The sequence below is a fragment of the Geomonas ferrireducens genome (genome assembly GCF_004917065.1).
Lineage (GTDB): Bacteria > Desulfobacterota > Desulfuromonadia > Geobacterales > Geobacteraceae > Geomonas > Geomonas ferrireducens.
This window is the reverse complement of the sequence record NZ_SSYA01000002.1, coordinates 795,980-816,121: the sequence shown is the minus strand read 5'-3', so window position 1 is coordinate 816,121 and position 20,142 is coordinate 795,980. Positions and strand designations below refer to the sequence as shown.

The following is a 20,142-nucleotide window of genomic DNA, read 5'->3' as shown; positions in this document are numbered from 1 at the left end:
GTCCGCATCAGTGCTGTCATCTGCAAAATGGGGATATGGGAACACCAGGCGAAAGCCAACAGGAAAAACACTATGAAGGAGAACATCATGGCAAAATTACTCTACGTGACCTGCAACCTTAAACCTATGGAAATTTCCCGCAGTCTTTCAGTGGGGAATGAGTTTCTAAACGAGTACATAAAGCATAACCCGGAGGACGAGGTGCATTTTCTTGACCTTTACCGAGACAACATTCAACGCATCGATGCCGATGTGCTGTCTGGTTGGGGGAAATTGCGTAGTGGAGACGGTCTCGCATCCCTCTCCTACCACGAAGGACGCAAAGTCGACCGCATCTGGAAGCATGCAGACCAATTCATTGCAGCAGACAAGTATGTGTTCGTGACACCGATGTTCAATCTCGGGTTCCCTGCGGAATTAAAGATGTACATAGATACGGTATGCGTGGTTGGCAAAACATTCACCTACACTCCGACCGGCGCTGTGGGCCTGCTGAAAAATCAGGGTAGAAAATGTCTCCATATTCACTCGAATGGGGGCTTCCACTATGGCAATGAAGAGGACCATTCGGTACCCTACCTTAAGTCGATTATGGGCTTCATGGGGATCGAAAACTTCGAAGCAATCGTGCTGGAAGGCGTCGATGCCATGCCGGACCTGGCTGAAGAATACAAAGAAGCAGCTATGATAAAGGCCCGCTTGGCCGCACTGAGCTTTTAGAGGATGAAAGTCGTAGTCTTGCTCACTTTGCTCGTCTGGGTCGGCGTCTGTCTTGTAGCTTTTTTCTACAAAAGAGAGCGTTGAGGAACGATCTTCATGGGAATGTCTTCTATGGTGTACCAGGGAACGGACAGCCGATTCCACCGGATCGTCAACGTGATAGATGACGTGGCGTGCCATGTGGTCGAAGGTAGACAGCACAATTGGAGAGAATCCATTGCCCTCCTACTTTTGCAGATGGTAGCTCATGTTCAAGATGAGGAGGACCACCTGAAGGTGCTCGGGTTACCGAACTATCAGCAGCACTGCGAGCACCATAGGTTCATCTGCAGACTTGCCGCTAGGATTGTCCACGGGCATGGCTACGGCGACAACGTCCCTGCCCGCGAACTGCATTTTCTCAAGGCGCAGTGGCTTGAGCACGTTCGAAAATTTGATTGCGACTACTAAACACTCACGCGAACCCCGATATTTCCATCTTAGTGATATGTCGTAATTTCAAATCCTTCTGTTTTACGGTATTTGACACAATAAATCAATATTACCAAATGCGGTGAACATATCACCGCATTTGGTATCCTCCCACCGTTCAAAAATCCCCAATCGTTTTAAATTAGTATGTTACGCAATGGCACAATTCTAGCTCTTAAGCTGCCGGAAATCGTGCCCCCCTATTTTTGCATCTCTCACATCGTAGTGATGTTTCACCATTTATCAAACTGGAGGAGGTGGTCAATTACAGGGTCTTCTGATTCACCAGTTGTTCCAATGCAAAGTAAGGAGGCTTATTTGATGGGGGTTAGAGGGTTGCAAGGAGTGTTGTTCTTCTGCTCGCTGTTCGCCGCCTCAACGAGTATGGCGACGGAGATACATGGCAGGAGTTCCACGCAGTTTCAGTCATTCAGCGATGAAATGCTGAATGGCAAACGACAGATTGAGCTGGCCGAATATCTGCGGTTCTCAATCACTAACATCGACAAGGAGGGAAAGTTCACTATTCATGGCTATGGCAGGGGGTCTCAGGACTTCACCAATGGCGACGGCCTCAATGGCAGACTCTACTACTTCTATGGGGACTACCGTGACCTTTATGAAAAGATCGATCTTAGGATTGGTCGCCAGTTCGTAGATGTCTCAGCTGGCAGTGCCATCGTTGACGGGGCACTGATCGGGGTGAAAAACGTAGGACCTGTTGCGTTTACGGTGCTTGGTGGCCACGACGTGGTGTTCGGCCTTAACGGCGAAACGGGAAACGCTGGCAATACCGTATTCGGTCTCGCTGCATACTTGAGCGGTTTCCGAGAAACCGATGCGGAGGTCAGTTGGCTCCGAAAATTCGATGGCAGTGATATCACGAGAGACATCATCGGTGGCTCGTTTAAGCAGTACCTCTTCAACAACGTGAAGCTGTACGGCAATGCAAAATACGACATCACTGCCGAGGCATTCAACGAGGTTCTGGGCGGGGTAAAGTACTTCCCCACATCGGATCTCATCTTTACCGGGGAGTACTACAGGAGCTATGCGACCTTTGATACAACTTCAATCTACTCTGTGTTTGCTGTGAACGACTACACCGAGGCGCTGTTCAGAGCCGACTACACCTTGAATGACAGGTTGTCGATGAACTTTGGGTACAACCGTCAGTGGTACGGCGACGGCGGCCATGCCAACGTCTACCATGTAGGCACCGGCATCCGCCCGATCGAGCCTTTGAAGGTGAACATCGAGTATGACAACCGAAACGGTTACTACGGCAACACGAACGGTGTAATCATCGATGCGACCTACGACCTCAACAAGGTTTCCCAGGTTGCCGCAGGGTTTACCTACGATGTGTACCAGCGCGATTCCATGACCAACGAGGAAACCGCGCGCAGGTACTGGCTCGGTAGCTCCTACAAGCTTGCCAGCAATATGGGGGTCTCAGGAAGGATCCAGGACGACGTGAACGCCCGCTACGAGACCAACGTGTCGGGGCGCGTGAGCTTTGATATCGACTTCTAGAAAGGGGTACTACAGTGAGGAACTTGTTGTTTATGTGTATGCTGTGCCTCCTGCCCGTCTTGTATACCAAACAGGCATTGGCTGAAAAGCAGCAGCACAAGGAATACGCCCAGGTGACACTCTCTGAGTGCAACGATTGCCACAAGGGCGAGGGCGTCGCACTTAACCACGATAGGGACTGGGTGCGCGGCCATCGCACCTTAGCAAGCAAAGCCAACAACAACTGCGCCCAATGCCACACCCAGGCCTACTGTCTTGATTGTCATCAGGGCGGCGGCATCAACTCGGATCTCACCAGGTCCAACTACGGTCGTGACTATGTGCCTAAGAGCCATCGCAGTGACTTCGTGAACCTGCACCCGATCAAGGCCCAGGAGAACCCGCAGACCTGCTACCGCTGCCACGACCAGAAATACTGCAACTCCTGCCATGCTCGCTTTCCGAAAGGTAGCATGAGGATCAAGTCGCACTTGATGCTTGGGCCGAATAACCAACGGTACGCACCTGCAATCAACGAACATGTCATCGAGGCTCGGCGCAACTTGCAATCCTGCCAGGTCTGCCACCCGGAAGGTGACGTTTGCATCCAGTGTCACTCCAGCGGCAAGACCAATCCGCATCCGCGCAATTGGAAAGGGATCAGCTCGAACTACAAGGACAAGGCCGGAAACAAGGTCTGCCTTAAATGCCACATACCAGGAACATTTTGATACACAGCCAAGGAGGATTCAGAATGATCAATAAGGTAGTAAGATTTTCGGCGGCCATAACGATGCTTTCGACCGCTTTCATCGCAGGATGCGGTTCGAGCAACAAGGAAGGGGGCTCCTCTGCTGATGTGTCTAAAATCAGCGAGGCAGCATGCGCCCAGTGCCATAGCACCGCCATCGACCCGGTTGCAGGAACACCGATATACCAAGCGTACCTGGCGTCGTCACATTATACCAACAACTTCCACGTGGTCGGCTGTCAGGACTGCCATGGCGGCGGTGCGCAGCACAACGGCGTCGGCCCTATCCCCTACACCAACCCAGATGCATCCGGCAAGTGTTTTTCCTGCCATACCGGCCACTTGAGCGCTGCACACTACGCCGCGGCCACCACCAGCGACGTTCTCACTGCGGCGGACGCGATGTACGTCAGCAAGAATTATCAAACCTCTTGCACGAGTTGCCATGATCCCCATCTCGGCAACAACGGCATCCTAGACGGCAAGGTGAACACGCTGACCGGTCAGGCGAAGGGGACCCAGCATTCGGATTGGGCTGAGTCCGGGCACGGAAACGTAAAGGGGGCCGCCTGGGCAACTTACGACTTTAAGAACCGAAAGATCGGCAACAGCTACACCTGCCTGCGCTGCCACACTTCGACAGGCTTCATCCACTTCGTGGACGGAAATTTCGCGTCACCCTTCCCCACGACGACTTGGGCACAAACTGGTGACACCAGCAGGGAAGTTCTTACCTGTAAGGCTTGCCACACCGACTACAACTTCAAGAATCGGGTACGTCGCGTTGGGGCCTATACCGCCTCCTATGGGGTAGCCGGCCCCCAGCAGACCGTAGCCTATGCTGACGCTGCGACCTCCAACCTTTGCGTACCGTGCCACACCGGCTTGATTAACGAGGCCGGCATCGAAGCAGTAACTGACTTCGGCAATGCTGATTTTTCGGCTGTCAACCCGCATTATCTTGCCGCCGCAGCCATCCTCTACAGCAAGGTAGGATTCAAGTACTACAGCGATCCGGCTGCATATGATCCGTCGCTTGATTTCAGCAACACCCATTTCTCTCACAAAAACATCGGCATCAACAACTACGTGTTGCCTCTGTCCATTCCAGGATTCAGCTTCGGAGCCACCGGTACAGATGGTCCTTGTGTCTCCTGCCACATGACGAACGGCACCCACACCCTTTCGGTCGTGCCCGGCATGCAGGCCGGCGGAATCTGCACTAAATGCCATCAGGGTGGTTTTGCAATGACTGCCACAAAACTGGAAGAGGAGAAGGCAGGGTACCAGGCATCGCTTGATTTCTTGCAGGCCATGCTCTCCTACTATGGAATGAGCTACACATCGAATTACCCTTACTTCGCAACGAAGAACTGGAATGCAGTCGGCCCAATTGGTGGGAACGGCAGGCAAAACATGGGGGCTGCTTTCAACTTCAGCCTGCTAAAGCATGAACCCGGCGCCTTCGCACACAATCAGATCTACGCTAAACGGCTGATCTTCGACTCAGTCGACTACCTGCAGCACGGTAAAGTGACTGGGGCCATCAGCTTCAGTTCGTTCTCCAGCGCCACTGTTCCGGTCTCGGCCGCTAGAGGCTACATAGGTACTAGGCCTTAAAAAGACTTTTGTTGTCATAATGAGCCCTACCTCCCAAGGTGGGGCTCATTACGTTTAGGACTGCGCATGGGAAACTGTAGGAATCGTAATTTGAAGGGCAAGATTATCTTGGTAACTGACGCACACAAACGCTTGGGGCAAGCTTTAGTTTGTGCACTGCTAGAAAGGGGGGTGGCCAAGGTTTATGCTGCGAGTAAGTCAGAACCAATTGGCAGGGAGGATGGTTTAACTTCTGATAAAGTCATTCGGATTCAGCTGGATGTAACAAACCCCGCAACGGTTGCGGCTGCAGTCAAGCAGTTTCGCGATGTAGAGGTGTTCTTCAATACCACATCCATAGATCATGAGGATCCGGTGGCTGGTCCGCTCGGATTAAATGCCGTAAGGAGAGCTGCACTAGCAGAATCAACAGGAACCCTTGCTCTGTGCTTAGCGTTGGCACCCGGTATGGCAGAACGTGGTGGAGGATTGATTGTTGACATCTGCTCTCACGCGAGCCTCATTGAAAAGCAACTAAATGGTCTCTATCGTAGGTCACTGGAAGCGCGAAATATCCGAGTGGTCGCGATAATCCTTGAAAACAGTCAAGCTCTAACTATTTATTACGAGCAGCCCGAAAAAGCAAATTTCAAACTAGCAATCGATAAAATACTTAGCTGATTACAGTAACAAGGATATCTAACGCAGTCCCTTTGTATGAATCTAATTCACACTTAAATCAATTGTCGATCCTTGTGTTAGGCTTAGCAATATCTGGTTTTTTATATATCACTTAGTACTGCGGCCATGTTTGATGCCAAGTTTGTTCATGCGCTCTCAGGGTATTGGGATTTATCCCTAGCAATGCAGCAGCACCACCCGGACCGAAAATCTTACCTTTGGCAAGCTTCACAACCCTGCAGATGTGTAAGGCCATGGGTTTAGTGGTTCGCCCCTTTTATCACTGTCAAAAGGTGGTTGGTCACCTCCCGTGTCGGAAGTAATCAGTATGTCAAATTTAAGTTGACCTCCTCGATGCCTGATGAGTTCTCTCTCCACTAGGTTTTCCAGTTCACGCACGTTCCCAGGCCACTCATAATCCACTAATCTCTCTAATACCCCAAGCTCTATAGGTGGAGACGCTGCAAATCCGAGTTCACGCGACTTTAGATTCACAAAATGCCATGTAAGTGCTGACATTTCCTCTCTTCGTTGTCGCCGTGGGGGGGATCATAATTGGGAAAACATTAAGCCTAAATCACAGGTCCTCACGAAATTGATTTTCCGACACCATCAGTTCAAGGTTCCGGTGGGTTGCCGCGATAATTCGGACATCGACCGGGATGCTCCTCTCGCCACCAACCCGTTCTATCTCTTTTGTCTGTAACACGCGCAAGAGCCTAACTTGTGCGTGCTACGGCAGCTCGCCAATTTCATCCAAGGAAAGAGTCCCCCCGTTAGCCCGCTCGAACCTTCAGGCAGACATCTGACGTTGGGTGAAATGCTTGCATGCCGTTTCACTCGAGATCTCAGCGAACTTCCTGATCTGCTCCTGGAAAACTATCCCCACTTGGTGGTAGTCCACCTCCCCAAGGTGCAGGTCGACTTTGGAGAATTTATCTTCCACCTGGGACAGAAAGCCGCACTTGTGGGTACGGGCCACTTGGGCGTGTAAGTCGAACCGATCGAAGATATCGCGGACAGCAGGGGGGAATGCCTTGACAAAGCTGTCGCGGTTCTCCCGGATGTGGTCTTGGTCCCCCGTGAAGCATCGTTCGCCACTCATGTGGTGTCCAATCCCCTGTGGTTAGCGTAAAAAAAATCAGTACTGAATGTTAATGTTGACAAATATTTAAAAAAGAGTGTATGTTTTAAATTAACTTTGTCAAACAATAAAGCCGGAGGGCGAGTTGAGAACGCTACTTATCAGCAGGGATGCAAAACTGAAAAAAATTGCTGAAAAAAATTTTCCAGAGGTTATTCATGCCAACGAGAGAGAACTAGGAACTAGATCCTTTGAGCAAAATAAATTTGATTTGGTAATAGTGGACTTGGCCATATCCAGACAAGATGGTTTGGACCTTGTGAGCGTCATACGGAGCCATAACCGGTCTGTGCCTGTCATGGCGTTAACAGAAGATAGTTCTGTTCAAAATGTCATTTTTTCTTTGGATTCAGGAGCAGATAATTGCGTCTCGAGACCATTTGACCCTAAGATCTTGGTGGCTAAAATAAAGGCAATGTTGCGTAGGGTTAAAAATAAAAGAGGGGCAGAATTAGTGTACGGCCCGATCCGTCTCGATCCGGTCACGCACAAAGTTTGGAGAGATGGAAAAGAAATTGAGTTAACACAAATAGAGTACAAACTATTACTTTATTTTGTTGAACATGCAGAGATGACTGTTACAAGACCTGATATATCAAGCACTGTTTGGGAACACGAGCTGGATAGTTTTACAAACATAATCGATGTTTATGTCAATTATTTGAGAAAAAAAGTAGATAAAGATGCTGACACAAAATTGATACATACGTTAAGGGGGGTTGGATATATTTTTAGCTTAAGTGGACCACAATAAGGCCTTATGCACCAATCTCTTTAGCGCCACTATTTACTCTCAGCGAGATGTCTTGTTCCTCTTGTCGTTCAAAAGTGCTTAAGCCTTTCATGCGCAACATGTGTCGTTAGACCGTTCCCTGAGGTATGTATTAATTGGTATGGCCGAGGGAGGGGAGGGCACCGTGCCTAAAGCTTACAGTTATATGAGGTTCAGCACTCCAGAACAAGAAAAGGGGGATAGCAAACGACGGCAGATCCAACAGGCTGAAGAGTATGCGGCTGCCAATGGTTTGGATCTAGACGACAAATTGACATACCGTGATTACGGTGTGTCAGCCTTTCGAGGTGCTAATGTCGAAATTGGTAGGCTCGGACAATTTATGGAGGCTATTAGGAGGAAGGAAGTAGAATCAGGAAGCTATTTACTTGTAGAGTCTCTAGATCGTATAAGTCGTGAGTTAATACTCCCAGCTCAAAATATTTTCACACAAATTATACTTGAAGGTGTAACAATAGTTACACTTTCGGATAAAAAGATTTATTCGGCAGAGTTGGTCAACAGTGCGCCGTTTTTATTGATAGAGGCAATAGTAATTCTCATTCGAGCAAACGAAGAATCTCAAACCAAGTCGATGCGAATGAAAGAAGCATGGGCCAATAAACGCAATAATATAACATCAAAACCTCTTACCTCAAGTTGTCCTGGTTGGCTAAAATTAAATCGCAAAGCTAAAAAATTCGAACTTATCCCGGAAAGGGTAGCCATAATAAATCGTATATATCACGAACGTTTAAATGGGAAAGGTTGTTTGGCGATTGCTAGAGGCCTCCGTGAAGACGGTGTTCCTACGTGGACACGGAAAAAAGGTGAGGTCTCTGTTTGGCGTAAGCATTATGTTCACAAAATTCTCAAAAGTCCTGCAATAATAGGAACTCTTATTCCGCACAAAATGGACCATACCAATGGCGTAAGGCGAATCCCTTTAGACGAAGTTAGAGGATACTATCCTCCGGCAATTACGGAGGAGTTATTTAATTCTGTTCAAAGAATTGGGGATTCTTTTAAGAAAGTTCCATATGCAGCAGCCAAACTAAACAATATTTTTTTCATGTTAGGGCGCTGCTATAAATGTGGAAGCAGAATGATACATTTAGGTAAGGGGAGAAAAACAAGCTACATGGCTTGCACTAACGCTCATCACGGCCAAGGCTGTAGTGTGCAAACAGTTAGATATGAACGGCTGGAAATCATTTTTATACCAGAATTCACTAAAGCATTGTTCTCATTTCTAAAAATAAATCCGGTAATCAATCAAGCTTATCATGAAATTGACGATATCAAAAAACAATTAAATTTATCCAAAGACACGAGCAAAAGTAAACATCATACATGTGATGTAAAAATAACTAATGGTGGTACGTTCAATGGTCAAGATTTTATAGACAAACTCAGTAAATTGCAAGAAGTGATCATAAGATGCCAAGCTGAAATTGTGGGTTTAATGTCCACCCATAAAGATATAGAATTTAACAAAATGCACAGATATGCTAATGATTTAGTAGAAGTGGTGACAAAAGAGACTCTAGACCGTGAACGTGTGAACTTGATTCTTAGAGCACTGTGTGATTATATTGTGATTGCACCTTCTAAGGTCGAGGTCCAGTTCAAATTAGGGCCTAGACTGAGCCTCGAATACGATGACCATGGATGCCTTAGACACCTGTTTAAGTAGTTCCATCTGTAACTGCAGGAATTTGTTTCAAACCTGAGTTTCCACGTGGGATGGAGGTTAAGTTCAGCAGTGCTTTTTGTGTCGGCTTTTACTGCAAAATACTGAGTATCCATCAGTTGCCTCCTAGTCACTTAAAGTTATTATTAAAAACGTTCGCCCCAGATGTGAGGGAGGACACGATAATAAGATAGATGGCTTGAACACATACACCGGCAGAAGCGAAGCCGAGTCGATCTATAGTTAACCAGGAATGAACATCAAATTATCCTTTTTTGCACAACTGGTTGCGGGTGAGCGGCGGAGCAACTAGGCTAACCCACCGTATTAAATCGCTTGTCTCTTGGAACAAATGTTCCATTCGGCTCGATGAGCGGTTTTCTGCTCAATTACCTGCACCATTCTTGCCGCCCTGAAAGTATAACCTTTTTTAATTGTGATCAATGGCAAAAAACACTCTAGCTGTTTGGCCGGAAGAGGGGGGGGGAGGAGAGGGGTAAGGGGGGCAGGGCGAGTGTCCCCCGTTTTACATCAGCAACCAAGGTGAGGCATTTGTGGTGAGCTCGAATAGGTGAGCTGGTTAATGAAAAATGTAAGGACTTATTTGTCGATGTAACAACTTAATTGTCGATGTAACGACTTAATTGTCTCCCGACAGACGACTTATATCAAAGCGGCATGCCGAGGCGGCGCATCTTTTCGACCAGGGTGGTCCGGTTGATGCTCAGCATAACGGCAGCGCGGGCCTTCACCCCGCCGGAAAGCTGCAGCGCTTCGGTGATCATCCGCTTCTCTATCTCGTTGATCGCCTGGACCATGTCGATACCTGCTGGCGTGACACTGGTGGAGTGGGAGCCTTCGATATAGTTCTTCGCTATGTTGGCTGGTAGGTCGCGCAGGGTGATTACGTCGCTTTCGGTAAGCGCGACGATGCGTTCCATGATGTTCTCAAGTTCGCGCACGTTCCCATTCCACGGGTACGCCTCCAGTGCCTCCAGCGCCTCCTTGTCGAGGTGCATGATGGGGCGCTGCATCGCACGGCAGTTCTTCTCCAGGAAGTGCTTGGTGAGTGGAAGGATATCTTCGACCCGCTCCCTGAGCGGGGGGATCTGAACCGGGATGACGTTCAGTCGATAGAAAAGGTCCTCGCGGAAGTTCCCGCGGGCGACTTCCTCCTCGAGGTTCACGTTGGTCGCCGAAACGACCCGCACATCGAGCTTGATCTGCTTGTTGGAACCGACCCGCTCCACTTCCTGCTCCTGAAGGACGCGCAAAAGCTTCGTTTGCAGGTGCATCGGGAGTGTCCCGATTTCGTCCAGGAAGATAGTCCCGTAGTTGGCAGCTTCGAACTTCCCTACCTTTTCCTTTACCGCCCCTGTGAATGCTCCCTTGACGTGCCCGAAGAGTTCGCTCTCAAGCAGGTTTTCCGGGATGGCGGAGCAGTTGACGGCGATGAACGGCTTGTCCTTGCGGCTGCCGTTGAAGTGGATCGCTTTGGCAACCAGTTCCTTGCCGGTGCCGGACTCACCGAGGATCAGCACCGTGGAGTCGGTCTTTATGATCCTCTGCATACGCGAGAAGAGCTGCTGCATCGCCTGCGAATTGCCGATGATGTTGGCGAATTCGTACTTCTCACGAAGCTGTTTCCTTAGGTAGACGTTCTCACTGACCAGCTGCCCCTTTTCGACCGCCTTGTCGATGATGATGCGGAGCTCGTCTATGTTAAGGGGTTTCGTGATGTAGTCGTAGGCGCCTTTCTTCATCGCCTGCACCGCGGTTTCTGCGGAGCCGTGCCCGGTAACCAGGATTACCTCGGTACGCGGCGAGTCCTGCTTCACCCGTGACAGGATGTCGATCCCGTTCATATCCGGCAAAAACAGGTCGCTGATGACGATGTCAAAAGGCTCGCCTGCCAGGAAGTCGAGGCCGTCTTTCCCGCTGGAACACCCTTTTACGGCAAAGCCGCTCGCCTTAAGCAGGATGAGCAGCGCCTCCCGGCTCCCGTCATCGTCTTCGATAATCAGTATTTTTATACTCTGCTTCATAGAAAATTCCTGATTGTTAGAGGTTTCTTCAATAACATGGATAAGAGATTTTGGCAATATGGCAAATTGACGTGCAGGGCTGCTCCGATATACTTGGGCGGGCTTTTACTGTCTGTATGGTGAGCCAAAACAGGAGGCAATCATGAACGTGGTGAACCTTTTCCCGGTGCTGTTTGTTCTGTTTCTTGTCGTGATTTTCCTTGCCAACGCCATCCGCATCCTCCCCGAATACGAGCGTGGCGTGCTCTTTCGCCTGGGGCGGGTCAAAAAGGTGCGGGGTCCCGGCCTGGTGCTGATCATCCCCGGGATCGACAGGCTGGTGCGGGTGTCCCTGCGCATCGTCGCGATGGACGTCCCCTCGCAGGACGTGATCACCCACGACAACGTGACCGTCAAGGTCTCCGCCGTCATCTATTTCCGTGTGGTCGATGCCGTGCGGGCGGTCGTGGAGATGGAGAACTACCTGTACGCCACGAGTCAGCTCGCCCAGACCACCTTGCGCAGTGTCTTGGGACAGGTGGACCTGGATGAGCTGCTCGCCAATCGCGACAAGATCAATAAGGAGCTGCAGGAAATCCTTGACCGGCAGACGGAACCCTGGGGGGTGAAGGTCTCTACGGTCGAGGTCAAAAACATCGACCTTCCGCAGGAGATGCAGCGTGCCATCGCGCGGCAGGCCGAGGCAGAGAGGGAGCGCCGCGCCAAGGTGATCCACGCCGAAGGGGAGCTGCAGGCATCCGAAAAACTCGCGCTTGCCGCTCAGGTGATGGCAGGAGAGCCCATGTCGCTTCAGTTGCGCTACCTGCAGACCCTCACCGAGATTGCCGCGGAAAAGAACTCCACGACCATCTTCCCAGTACCGATCGATCTCATCAAGATTTTCCTGGACCGGAGCGAAAAAGCAAAATGAGTCGTGTCGTCGGAAAGGTTGACTCCTGTTATGGCATATGCGAAATCCAACGCTCTTACACCTTTCCCGGATTGCAAAGGACCTCATGACGGCTGCATTGACGAAGACAAGGATCGTGGTCCCCTGCTACAACGAGGCGAAAAGGCTGAAGCCTGAGGCTTTTCTTGTCGCGCTCGAGGACGATCCGGATCTTTCCTTTCTGTTTGTCAACGATGGCAGCACCGACGCCACTTTCGAGGTACTCCGCGCGCTGCAGTCCGAAGCCCCGGCACGCATCGCGGTTATGAATCTGGAAAGAAACAGCGGCAAGGCGGAGGCGGTCCGCTTGGGGATGCTCGATGCGACCCACGGACCCTATGACTTCGTAGGATACTGGGATGCCGACCTGGCAACACCATTATCCGCCATAGGTGATCTCTGCAGCGTGTTCGAAAACAAGGATGTGGATGCGGTCTTCGGCTCGAGGGTGCGCCTGCTTGGGAGAAATATCAGGCGCAGACCCGCGAGGCATTATCTCGGGAGGGTTTTCGCCACCTGCGCCTCTTTGCTGCTTCGTCTTAACATCTACGACACTCAGTGCGGAGCCAAACTCTTCCGGAACAGCTCAGCCCTGAGGGCCGTCCTCTCAGTGCCGTTCAAGGTGAGATGGATCTTCGACGTCGAGCTGCTCGCCCGGTTTCCGCTCGTCATGGAGGCGCCTGATAACATGGGCGCCGAAAGATGGGTCGAGTACCCTCTGCGGGAATGGGTGGACGTAAAGGGGTCCAAGGTCACCGTCTCCGATTACTTCAAAGCTTCCCTGGAATTCGGCATTCTTCTCCTTTATCTGCGGTCCCCTGCGGGCAAGACTTACCGACGTTACCTCCAGGAAGCTCAAACGGAACCGCTGCCATCCAGAACCTGACCTGATCTTTTATTCAAGAGGAAAAGGGACTGGCGTAATTTGTTTACGGTTTGTGTAGTTGCAAAGGTCTATGTCTGGGGTAAGATCTTACCGTCATTGATAGTCTGTGCTGAATGTATTAGACAATCATGCACTAGACAATACAAGGGGGGATATTGATGTTGACCGAGAAGCTCTGCCAGGCCTTGAACAACCAGTTGAACAACGAACTCTATTCTGCCTATCTCTACCTGTCCATGTCTTCTTATGCGGGGTCCATCGGACTCAAGGGGAGCGCCAACTGGTTCATGGTGCAATACCAGGAAGAGATGGTCCATGCAATGAAGTTTTACAACTACATCAACAGCCGCGGCGAGCATGTCAAGCTGCAGGCTATCGCCGCACCCCCCGCCGAGTTCAAGAGCCTGCTCGACATGTTCGAGCAGACCCTCAAGCACGAACTCTCCATCACCGCCTCCATTAACGACCTTACCGATCTCGCGCTCGCCGAGAAGGATCACGCCACCAACATCTTCCTTCAGTGGTTCGTTACCGAGCAGATCGAGGAGGAGGAGAACGACAGGGACATCATCGGCAAACTGAAGCTGATCGGGGACAACGGCCAGGGACTCCTCATGCTGGACAACGAGCTCGCCGCGCGCGTTTTCATTCCGCCGCCGACAACGACGCCGTAGGCAGGACCTCGGATACTCCTTGTCCCGATGTCGCGTTAACGGATAAGAAAAGGGCCCCAAAGTACGGGGCCCTTTCTGTTTATGATTGAGATGATTTTTCGGAATTAAGCTAGTTCTTCTCGATCTTCGCGGTCTTCTTCAGCTCGTCGATGTAGTTCGAGAGTTCCTGCTGTACTTTCTGCTGCTTCAGGTAGTTCAGGATTTTCTCCTTCACCGTGTCGAACTTTTCGGTGCTCGGTTCCTGTTTCTCCACCACCTTGATGATGTGATAGCCGAATTCAGTCTCCACCACGCCGCTCACCTCGCCCGGCTTGAGGCCGAATGCGGCCTTCTCGAAGGCCGGGACGGTCTGGCCGCGGGTGAAGGCGCCCAGGTCGCCCCCCTGGCTGGCCGACGGGCAGGATGACTCCGCCTTGGCGATCGCCGCGAAATCCTCGCCCGCCTTCACCCGCTTGAGCAGCGCCTCGGCCTTCTCTTTAGCCTTTTTCCGCTCCTCGGGGCTCGCCTTCTGGTCTGCGCCGATCAGGATGTGGCTCGCCTTGACCGCTTCTTCCTTCTTGAAACGGTCGATGTTCTGTTCGTAGAACTTCTTGGCGTCTTCATCGGTCGCGACCGCCTTGGCGACGAAGCGCTGCTCGATGAAGTTGTTGATGAGGATGTCCTTGCGGGTGAAATCCTGCATGTCCTTCATGGTCATGTCGATCCCTTTGAGGGCCTCGACGAAATCCTGCACCGATTTGAACTTGGCTCGATTCTGGGCCACTTTCTCATCGACGAGCTTGTCCAGGTCGGCTACTTTGACCTTTGCCGCTTCCTGGTACAAAAGCTCAGCCGCGGTGAGCTGGTCGATGACCGCCGCTTCGGCCTGTTTCTGTGCATCCGGGGCAAGGGGTTCCTGGACCTGGTTTTGTGCCAGCATGACCTTCATGGCGCGGTCCACCTCGTGCTTGGTGATGGCCTGGCCGTTGACCTTGATGACGACGGCCTGACCCTTGGCGTCAGCCTCCTTGGCAACCGTCTGCTGGTCGGCCGGTTTCGCAGCAGCATCAGCCTTTTCGCCGGCAAAGACACCGGCGGAAAGCATCAAGGTCGCTGCGACTGCTGCAACTGCCGGTGTCACTGTTCTTTTGAAGGAAAACATATGTATCTCCTTTGGGAAAATTTAAGACGCGATGGTAGCATCTAATCAAAGCTAATTCAAATCAGAAAACATATGTGCGGGAAAACTTCATTACTCAATCTTGGGGGGTTTTATTGCGCGCCGGAATGTGATAAGAATGACTGCACTATTTTTCTGCCCGTCACTTCCAGAACCAAAAGGAGCATACGACATGTCGAAGAAAAGCGAACAGGCCGCTCTGCTGGCCTTCCTGGCCGGAGCCGCGGTAGCTGCGGGTGCCGCTCTCCTCTTTACCCCCAAAACCGGTCGCGAGGTTCGCGAGAAGCTGAGCGAAGCGAAGGACGATGCGCTCGACAAACTGAAGAGCTGCAGCGCCAAGCTCCGTTCCAGGAAGGGCGCCTCCGATCCGCTCAACTACGACGGTGGAGACTGCTGGATATAAAGGGAAGGGGGCCGGAGTCCGAAAGGGCTCCGGCCTTTTTCGTCTACAGCCCGAGTTCGCGCTGCGTCGCCTCCAGAAAACTCCGGATCGAATGCGCGCTCTCCATGGCGAGCACACGGTCGGCGACCAGCTGCGCCCTTTCAAGGGTAATCCGGCGTATAGCCTCTTTCACCCTCGGGATGCTGGGGGCCGAGAGGCTGAAGCTGCGCAGGCCGAGCCCCATGAGCAGCATCGCATTGATCGGTTCGCCCGCCATCTCGCCGCACAGAGAGGCAGGCTTTCCAGCGGCCATCGCCGCATCGGCCACCTTCTTGATCGAGTGAAGCACCGCGGGATGGTACGGATCGTACCATTTCCTTACCAGCGGGTTGTTCCTGTCGCAGGCCAGCGTGTACTGGATAAGGTCGTTGGTCCCGATGGAGAGGTAGTCCACCTCCTTCACCAGCATCTCCGCGCCGAGCACGGCTGCCGGGAGTTCCACCATCACACCCAGGCCGATGTCCGGGGCGAACGCCTTCCCTTCGCGCAGCAAATCCTCTTTTACCTGTTCCAGAATCCCCTTGATGCGGCGCACTTCGTCCACCCCCGAGATCATAGGGAACATCAGGTTGCACCTCCCCCCCACCGAGGCGATGAGCACCGCGGCCAACTGCTCCCGAAGGATCTCCTCGCGGTCCAGGGACAGGCGCATGGAGCGCCATCCGAGAAACGGGTTGTCCTCTCTCGGATGAGGAAAGTAGGAAAGCTCCTTGTCGCCGCCTATGTCCAGCGTCCTTATGTTGACCGGCAGTCCAGGAAACCCCTCCAGCACCTTGCGGTACACCGCGGCCTGCACCTGCCTGGTCGGAAAGGAGCTTCTGGTCATGAAGGGAAACTCGGTGCGGTAAAGGCCGACCCCTTCGGCTCCGTGCAGGTGCGCCACCCTCAGGTCGCTCAGAAGCCCTATGTTGGCGAGGAGGGAAACAGTGCAGCCGTCGAGGGTCCGGGCGGGGAGGTCGCGGATCTCCTCGAGCTCGCGCTGCTTCTGGTCGAATTCTCCCTGCAGCCGCACGTACTCCTGCTTCACCCCCTGGTCCGGGTTCACATAGACGCAGCCGGAGTTGCCGTCAACGACGACCTCGCTGCGTACGCCGACCCGCTTCAAAAGTCCCTCCACGCCGAAGACGGCTGGGATGCCGAGCGCGCGGGCCATGATGGCCGCGTGCGCGTTGCGGTTTCCTTTCTCCGTGGCGATACCGATCACCTTGCCATGATCCATGATGGCGAGGTCGGACGGGAGCAACTCCCTCGCCACGATGATGCGCTCGTCGCGAAGCCGCTCCTTTTGCCTGCTGTGACCGTTCAGGGCGTCGCAGATACGGCGGCCGATGTCCTCCATGTCTGCGCTGCGCTCCCTCAGGTAGGGGGCCTCCATGCGGGCGAAGGCGGCAACGTACGCTTCCACCACCTGGCTCACCGCACGATGAGCGCCGACCCCTTCATCGATGAGAGCGGTGATCTTGCCGATGAAACCGCGATCCTCGAGGATCATCAGGTGGCTGTGGAAGATGGCGGCATCGGCCTCCGAGAGGATTTCACCCATCCGCTTTTCCATGTAGATGGTCTGGATGCGCGCCTTCTCGAGTGCCTGGTGGAACAGGTTCAGCTCCTCGGCGCGCGGACGGGCCCGTTCCAGTACCGCCTCCTCGGCAGATCCGCGATGGTGCAGTATGGACACCTTGCCGAGGGCAAAACCCGGGGAGATGCCTATGCCGGTGAGTGCGGTGGAGCCTGCACCCTTACGGTTGCCGCGGACGGCCTCTTTCGGCGTGCCCCCTTTTCTCAGGCGGTCCACCTCTGCCGCGTAGAAGGCGCGCTCCTCTTCCTTCTTGCGGACGGAATCGAGCAGTTTGGCGTTGGAGACGATGCTTGAGATCTGCCAGGCGATGGTGGATACCGCACTGATCTCCTGGGGTGTGAAGGTGCGCGACTCGCGGTTCTGGATGACCAGGACGCCGATGGGGCGATCGCGTTCGAAGAAGGGGACACCTAGGAAGGAGAGTACCTTCTCCTCCTTGGTCTTCCTGAAGTACTTGTAGCGGGGGTGCAGGGGGGCGTTGTCGGTTGCCACCACGCCGCGCTGTTCCACGGCGAGGCCGGTGAGACCTTCGGAGATCTTCATGGTGATGCCGACCGAGAGTCTGGACAGACCGCGAGTCGCGTGCAGTCTGAGCGTCTCACCGTCCTCCTCCAAGAGATAGATGGAGCAGACCTCTGAAGACATCCTCTTAGCGACCAGGTTGACTATGTTGTCCAGGGTCTCCTGCAGGTCGTGGGATTGCAGGATCAGCGCGCTGATGTCCTCAAGCGTCCTTAGTCCCAGTTGTTCTCCTGCCTCCTCCGGCATTGCCTCCCCCTTGCTTCTGTTTGCCGCAGTATATATGAGAGAAAAGATATGTGAAAGCTTTTAATGCTTTTTCACTGCTCTTAAGTTGGCAAAGCAGGCACTTCCTGTTATAGTGTGCGCCAATGAAATCTGATGCAGTTACGGAGGTGGCAATGGCAACGAATTTTGACGAGGCGCTGGCGAACGGAATAGCCCACATGGAGTCCGGCGAGTACGACCAGGCCATTGAGTCCTTCAAGGGGTGCATCGCCGTAGAACCGGACAACGCCGAAGGGTACTTCTACCTTGGCGAGGCATATTCCGAGTCAGGGCGCAACGATGATGCGATCGCCGCGCTGAAAAAGGGCCTCGAGTTCGCCCCGCAGGACCTGGACGGTCTCACCGCCCTGGGCGACGTTTATTTCGAGTCCGGCAAGCACAAGGACGCGCTTGCCTGCTACCGCAAGGTGACCGAACTGAAGCCGGTGGAGTGCGACGGCTACGTCAGCATGGGGCTTGTCTACAACGCTATGGAGCGCGCCGATGACGCGCTGAAGTCCTTTGAGAAGGCGCTCGAACTCGACCCGAACAACGTCTTCGCGCTCAACGCGCTGGGGGATCTTTATTACGGGCTGGGCGAGAACGAAAAGGCGATCGCCTCCTACCACAAAGGGATCGAGATCGACCCCAACGACGCCACGGCCCGCTTCAACCTGGGCGAGCTCTACTACGACATGGACGAGCTCGAGGCCGCCGAGCGCGAGACCTTGGAGGCGATCCGTCTCGATCCCGAGTTCACCATGAGCTACCTGACCCTTGGGAACATCTGCATCGACCAGGACCGCACCGCCGAGGCGATCAAGCACTTCGAGAACTACCTTAAGAGGGAACACTCGCCGCAGGCACGCGAGATGATCGCTGAGGTGAAGGCTGTGGTGGAGGGGCTTCGGGAGGAGCTTAAGTAGGGGGCGGTAAAGGCAAATCCCAGGCTCCCCCTTCGCAAAGGGGGGGACGTCAGGCGCATGCAGCACTTCGTTGGCAACTGCACCGGACATCAATTGCTGAACCAAATCAAAAAAGGGGAGCCGAATCGGCTCCCCTTTGTCGTGTCTGCTTAACGTTTTACTTCCGGCTATTTCTTCAGCTTCTTGACGACCGCTTCGATGACGTGATGGGCGTCGTTCACGGCGGTGTAGATCAGGTTCGGGTGGCGCTCCTCCTGAATGGCCCCCTTGCTGATGCGCATGTAGGAAGGGGAGATCGCACCGCCGATCACGTAGACCCCTTTTCTGGTCGACTCGAAGTCGGCGGTGAGCAGCAGCAGCCGGTCACCTTCCTTGGCGACCTGGCAGACCCCCTCGGCGCAGGCGATCGTCTGCACCCCGATCTTATCGTAGATGGTGGTGGGGCCCTGGCTACCGATGCAGGCGATGACGTTCTTCATCGGGAAACTCATGGCGTGGTAGCGCTCGATTCCGCCTGCGATCTTGTCTTCGCTGATCCTGATCACCAGCCGGTCGACCCCCTCGTCGTCCACCTCGCCGATCCTCGGCGTGGCCCCCGGCAAAAGCCTTATGTTCCCCCCCAGAAGGATCTCTTCACCCAGACGCTGTGCGGTCTCCTTGTTCACGTCGAAGGTTTCCGCTACGTGCGCCCAGTAGACCGGCTCCTTGTCGTTCGCGCTCCTCTTCTCCTTTAGGATGGAGATGATCACGTCGGCCGCCGAGTTGCCCCCTCCGATCACCAGGGTGCGCTTGCCGATGTACTTCTTCGGGTCGTCGAGGGTCTTTGCCACCATCTTCGCGTCGCCGTACACCGAGAGCTCCTTCGGGATGGAGCTGCCGAAGGCAAGGAGCACCTTTTTAGTCTGGAAGGTGCCGCGCGAGGTATGCACCTTTAGGTAATCGCGCCCGTCCTCGATGTTCTCGAACTGGGTCTCGGTAAGCACGTTCAACCCCTCGTGCTGGACGAAGTGCTGCACGTACTGGATGTACTTCTCCACGGTCACCGGCTTGTCGGGTGGGCGGAGCTCCTCCACCAGGAACGGCTCGGGGTTTTCCTTGGGTTTGGACGGGTAGACGTTCTTTCCTTCGGGGTAGGTGTTGGCGATTCCCTGGAAGATCGCCTTGCCGGACTCGATCAGCATGTGCGTGAGACCATGCTTGTGGCAGAGGTAAGCCGCAGCTACGCCACCGGGGCCGCCACCGACGATAAGCACATCATATTTTTGATCCATGTTTTCCTCTTGGAGAGCAAGATTGGTGTCGTTGCAACGGTTCAAATATACACGCTTCAATACCCGCTTCAAAGCAATAATGAGAAGCCTACTTGGCAAA

Annotated in this window: 20 protein-coding genes; 13 read left to right on the top strand and 7 right to left on the bottom strand. The window is 53.2% G+C overall.

Going from position 1 to position 20,142, the window contains the following annotated elements; all coding sequences use genetic code 11:
* Positions 1 to 87: 87 nt before the first annotated feature.
* The 6 genes from E8L22_RS12400 to E8L22_RS12375 all read left to right on the top strand — a co-directional run bounded on the left by E8L22_RS12400 (position 88) and on the right by E8L22_RS12375 (position 5,737).
* Positions 88 to 720: an FMN-dependent NADH-azoreductase gene (locus tag E8L22_RS12400; RefSeq protein WP_136513156.1), complete on the top strand. Its 633-nt coding sequence runs from the start codon at positions 88 to 90 to the stop codon at positions 718 to 720.
* A gap of 96 nt (positions 721 to 816) precedes the next feature.
* The gene (locus E8L22_RS12395; protein WP_136525469.1) at positions 817 to 1,170 is read left to right on the top strand and encodes a hemerythrin domain-containing protein; all 354 of its coding nucleotides are present in this window, start codon (positions 817 to 819) and stop codon (positions 1,168 to 1,170) included.
* Between the two features lie 342 nt (positions 1,171 to 1,512).
* On the top strand, positions 1,513 to 2,727 hold the full coding sequence (locus E8L22_RS12390) for a hypothetical protein (RefSeq protein WP_136526101.1): 1,215 nt from the start codon (positions 1,513 to 1,515) through the stop codon (positions 2,725 to 2,727).
* A 14-nt stretch (positions 2,728 to 2,741) separates the two neighbouring features.
* Positions 2,742 to 3,437, top strand: a complete 696-nt coding sequence (locus E8L22_RS12385) for a cytochrome c3 family protein (RefSeq protein ID WP_136525468.1) — start codon at positions 2,742 to 2,744, stop codon at positions 3,435 to 3,437.
* 23 nt (positions 3,438 to 3,460) lie between these two features.
* A complete protein-coding gene (locus E8L22_RS12380; RefSeq protein ID WP_136525467.1) occupies positions 3,461 to 5,077 on the top strand; it encodes a hypothetical protein in 1,617 nt (538 codons plus the stop codon).
* Positions 5,078 to 5,167: 90 nt separating this feature from the next.
* Positions 5,168 to 5,737 carry an SDR family NAD(P)-dependent oxidoreductase gene (locus E8L22_RS12375; protein ID WP_162604824.1) on the top strand — a complete coding sequence of 190 codons (570 nt, stop codon included), beginning with the start codon at positions 5,168 to 5,170 and terminating at the stop codon, positions 5,735 to 5,737.
* A gap of 228 nt (positions 5,738 to 5,965) precedes the next feature.
* Here the strand turns inward: E8L22_RS12375 and E8L22_RS22065 are convergent, their stop codons facing one another.
* The 3 genes from E8L22_RS22065 to E8L22_RS12365 all read right to left on the bottom strand — a co-directional run bounded on the left by E8L22_RS22065 (position 5,966) and on the right by E8L22_RS12365 (position 6,842).
* Positions 5,966 to 6,256 carry an AAA-type ATPase lid domain-containing protein gene (locus tag E8L22_RS22065; protein WP_456237324.1) on the bottom strand — a complete coding sequence of 97 codons (291 nt, stop codon included), beginning with the start codon at positions 6,254 to 6,256 and terminating at the stop codon, positions 5,966 to 5,968.
* Between the two features lie 58 nt (positions 6,257 to 6,314).
* Positions 6,315 to 6,446 carry a sigma 54-interacting transcriptional regulator gene (locus E8L22_RS22060; RefSeq protein ID WP_246044630.1) on the bottom strand — a complete coding sequence of 44 codons (132 nt, stop codon included), beginning with the start codon at positions 6,444 to 6,446 and terminating at the stop codon, positions 6,315 to 6,317.
* 84 nt (positions 6,447 to 6,530) lie between these two features.
* The gene (locus tag E8L22_RS12365; RefSeq protein ID WP_136525465.1) at positions 6,531 to 6,842 is read right to left on the bottom strand and encodes a type I restriction-modification system subunit M; all 312 of its coding nucleotides are present in this window, start codon (positions 6,840 to 6,842) and stop codon (positions 6,531 to 6,533) included.
* A 124-nt stretch (positions 6,843 to 6,966) separates the two neighbouring features.
* On the opposite strand from E8L22_RS12365, the gene E8L22_RS12360 reads away from it, so the two are divergent.
* Positions 6,967 to 7,635, top strand: coding sequence for a response regulator transcription factor (locus E8L22_RS12360; RefSeq protein WP_136525464.1), 669 nt, complete (start codon positions 6,967 to 6,969; stop codon positions 7,633 to 7,635).
* Positions 7,636 to 7,798: 163 nt separating this feature from the next.
* A complete protein-coding gene (locus tag E8L22_RS12355; protein WP_162604823.1) occupies positions 7,799 to 9,349 on the top strand; it encodes a recombinase family protein in 1,551 nt (516 codons plus the stop codon).
* A gap of 665 nt (positions 9,350 to 10,014) precedes the next feature.
* Here E8L22_RS12355 and E8L22_RS12350 read toward each other — a convergent pair.
* Entirely contained in the window at positions 10,015 to 11,391 is a 1,377-nt protein-coding gene (locus tag E8L22_RS12350) for a sigma-54-dependent transcriptional regulator (RefSeq protein ID WP_136525462.1), read from the bottom strand.
* 142 nt (positions 11,392 to 11,533) lie between these two features.
* On the opposite strand from E8L22_RS12350, the gene E8L22_RS12345 reads away from it, so the two are divergent.
* From E8L22_RS12345 to E8L22_RS12335, 3 genes are all read left to right on the top strand, one after another.
* Entirely contained in the window at positions 11,534 to 12,301 is a 768-nt protein-coding gene (locus E8L22_RS12345; protein ID WP_198420154.1) for a slipin family protein, read from the top strand.
* A gap of 85 nt (positions 12,302 to 12,386) precedes the next feature.
* Entirely contained in the window at positions 12,387 to 13,205 is an 819-nt protein-coding gene (locus tag E8L22_RS12340) for a glycosyltransferase (protein WP_136525460.1), read from the top strand.
* Positions 13,206 to 13,363: 158 nt separating this feature from the next.
* Complete coding sequence (locus E8L22_RS12335; RefSeq protein WP_136525459.1) at positions 13,364 to 13,879, top strand: ferritin; 516 nt, start codon at positions 13,364 to 13,366, stop codon at positions 13,877 to 13,879.
* Between the two features lie 109 nt (positions 13,880 to 13,988).
* Here the strand turns inward: E8L22_RS12335 and E8L22_RS12330 are convergent, their stop codons facing one another.
* Entirely contained in the window at positions 13,989 to 15,020 is a 1,032-nt protein-coding gene (locus tag E8L22_RS12330; RefSeq protein ID WP_136525458.1) for a peptidylprolyl isomerase, read from the bottom strand.
* Between the two features lie 190 nt (positions 15,021 to 15,210).
* On the opposite strand from E8L22_RS12330, the gene E8L22_RS12325 reads away from it, so the two are divergent.
* Positions 15,211 to 15,441, top strand: a complete 231-nt coding sequence (locus E8L22_RS12325) for a YtxH domain-containing protein (RefSeq protein WP_129128280.1) — start codon at positions 15,211 to 15,213, stop codon at positions 15,439 to 15,441.
* 43 nt (positions 15,442 to 15,484) lie between these two features.
* Here the strand turns inward: E8L22_RS12325 and ptsP are convergent, their stop codons facing one another.
* On the bottom strand, positions 15,485 to 17,827 hold the full coding sequence (gene ptsP, locus E8L22_RS12320; protein ID WP_136525457.1) for a phosphoenolpyruvate--protein phosphotransferase: 2,343 nt from the start codon (positions 17,825 to 17,827) through the stop codon (positions 15,485 to 15,487).
* A 152-nt stretch (positions 17,828 to 17,979) separates the two neighbouring features.
* Between ptsP and E8L22_RS12315 the strand changes: the two genes are divergently transcribed.
* Positions 17,980 to 18,771 (top strand): tetratricopeptide repeat protein, encoded by a 792-nt coding sequence (locus tag E8L22_RS12315; protein ID WP_136525456.1) that lies wholly within the window; start codon positions 17,980 to 17,982, stop codon positions 18,769 to 18,771.
* A 167-nt stretch (positions 18,772 to 18,938) separates the two neighbouring features.
* Here the strand turns inward: E8L22_RS12315 and E8L22_RS12310 are convergent, their stop codons facing one another.
* Positions 18,939 to 20,042, bottom strand: coding sequence for an NAD(P)-binding domain-containing protein (locus E8L22_RS12310; protein ID WP_136525455.1), 1,104 nt, complete (start codon positions 20,040 to 20,042; stop codon positions 18,939 to 18,941).
* Positions 20,043 to 20,142: the final 100 nt, after the last annotated feature.